The 1,534-nt window shown below is 63.4% G+C and carries 3 protein-coding genes; all 3 read left to right on the top strand.

The window, feature by feature from the left end:
* Positions 1–216: BRCT domain-containing protein (locus EOA29_RS36115; protein WP_145970032.1), on the top strand; the 216-nt coding region annotated here is incomplete at its 5' end.
* Positions 216–902, top strand: coding sequence for a TIGR02453 family protein (locus EOA29_RS36110; RefSeq protein WP_126093098.1), 687 nt, complete (start codon positions 216–218; stop codon positions 900–902). The genes EOA29_RS36115 and EOA29_RS36110, both read left to right, overlap by 1 nt.
* Positions 903–1,110: 208 nt before the next feature.
* Positions 1,111–1,534, top strand: a 424-nt coding sequence (locus EOA29_RS36105) for an AzlC family ABC transporter permease (RefSeq protein ID WP_189479108.1), incomplete at its 3' end; no start/stop codon positions are given.

The raw sequence follows: 1,534 nt of genomic DNA, 5'->3' as shown, positions 1-1,534 counted from the left end.
GTGGTGTTCACGGGCACGCTGGAAAAGATGACGCGCTCCGAGGCCAAGGCAATGGCGGAGCGTCTCGGCGCCAAGGTCGCGGGCTCGGTTTCGGCGAAGACCGATCTTGTGGTGGCGGGGCCCGGCGCCGGCTCCAAGCTGAAGGTTGCGACCGATCTCGGCATCGAGGTGATCGACGAAGATACCTGGTTGCAGCGCATCGGCAGGGGCGGCTGATGGCCGGCGCGTTCAAGGGGTTTGGGCAGAAGGCCATCCCGTTCCTGAAGGCGCTCGACTTTCATCAGAGCCGGGAGTGGTTCCAGGAGAACCGCGACCTCTATGAAAGCCAACTGCATAAGCCGTTTTGCGATCTCGTGGAAACGCTGACAGAGCGCTTCACCGCGGCCGGACTTGGGCTGCGCGGCGATCGCAAGAAGTCGCTGTTCCGCATCAATCGCGACGTGCGCTTCTCCAAGGACAAGCGGCCCTACAACCGGCATCTGTCGGCCATCCTGTCACCGGATGGCACCAAGATGGAGCAGGGCGTCTTCTACGTGCATATCGGGCTCGAGCGGTGCTTTGCCGGTGTCGCCTGGTGGCAGCCGAGCCCGGAACTGCTGCAGGCGATGCGCAAGGCGATCGTGACGAAACCGGCGGCGTTCCGCGGCATGGTGGCGGCGCTGAAGAAGGCCGGCCTGGAACTCGATGCGGAAGATCGCCTGAAGCGCGCGCCGCGCGGCTTCGAGGACGTGACAGATGACGATCTCGTACAGGCGGTGCGCAACCGGCATTTCGTGGTCCGGCACGACATCGATCCGGCGACGATTTATTCGGCCGGGCTGGTCGACGATCTCGTCGATTTCACCTCGCGCGCCAGGCCGCTGCTCGATTGGGGCAGGGCGATCGAGGGCCGGGCGGGATAGTCGGAAAGCGGTTTCGCGATCAGTTCCGCTGATCGTCGGCTCAAGCGAATTGGTGTGACAAGCAAGGCGGCGCTCCCTACATCAGGCGGCTTAAAGCGCGTCTCCTGAAATGGATTCAGGCGACGCGCTTTAAGTCCTTGTTTTGATGCATGTCGTTGTCCCAGAACCGCTGCGCACTTCTGGGCGACATGCATGAGGGAGCAGTTGGATGTCAGCGGAAGCAATCTCCGAAGGCCGTGCGCAGAGCGATTTCTGGGACGGCGTGCGGCTGTCGATGCCGGTGGTCGTTGCCTCGGCGCCGTTCGCGGTCCTGTTCGGCGCTTTAGCCGTCGACAACGGCTTTTCCGCCCTTGAAGCCTTCCTGATGAGCGCCATGATCTATGGCGGCGCCAGCCAGATGGTGGGCATCGAACTGTTCGGCCAGCATGTCGCGCCGTGGCTGGTCGTGCTGTCGATCTTCGCGGTGAATTTCCGCCACGTGCTCTATTCCGCCGGCATCGGCCGGCGCATCGCGCATTGGCCGGTTCTGCAGCAGGCCATCGGCTACTTCGTCCTCACCGATCCGCAATATGCCATCGCCGAGGCGAGGGCAGAGTCCGGTCGGCCGGTCGGTTTCGTCTGGTATATGGGGC

The organism is Mesorhizobium sp. M1E.F.Ca.ET.063.01.1.1 (assembly GCF_003998155.1).
In the GTDB taxonomy this organism is placed as follows: domain Bacteria; phylum Pseudomonadota; class Alphaproteobacteria; order Rhizobiales; family Rhizobiaceae; genus Mesorhizobium.
The sequence above is the reverse complement of the archived record's forward strand: the minus strand, read 5'-3'. Positions and strand labels throughout refer to the sequence as shown.

Excerpts from the sequence above, each read along its gene's own strand:
- EOA29_RS36110 (WP_126093098.1), top strand. The coding sequence starts at position 216 with ATGGCCGGCGCGTTCAAGGGGTTTGGGCAGAAGGCCATCCCGTTCCTG.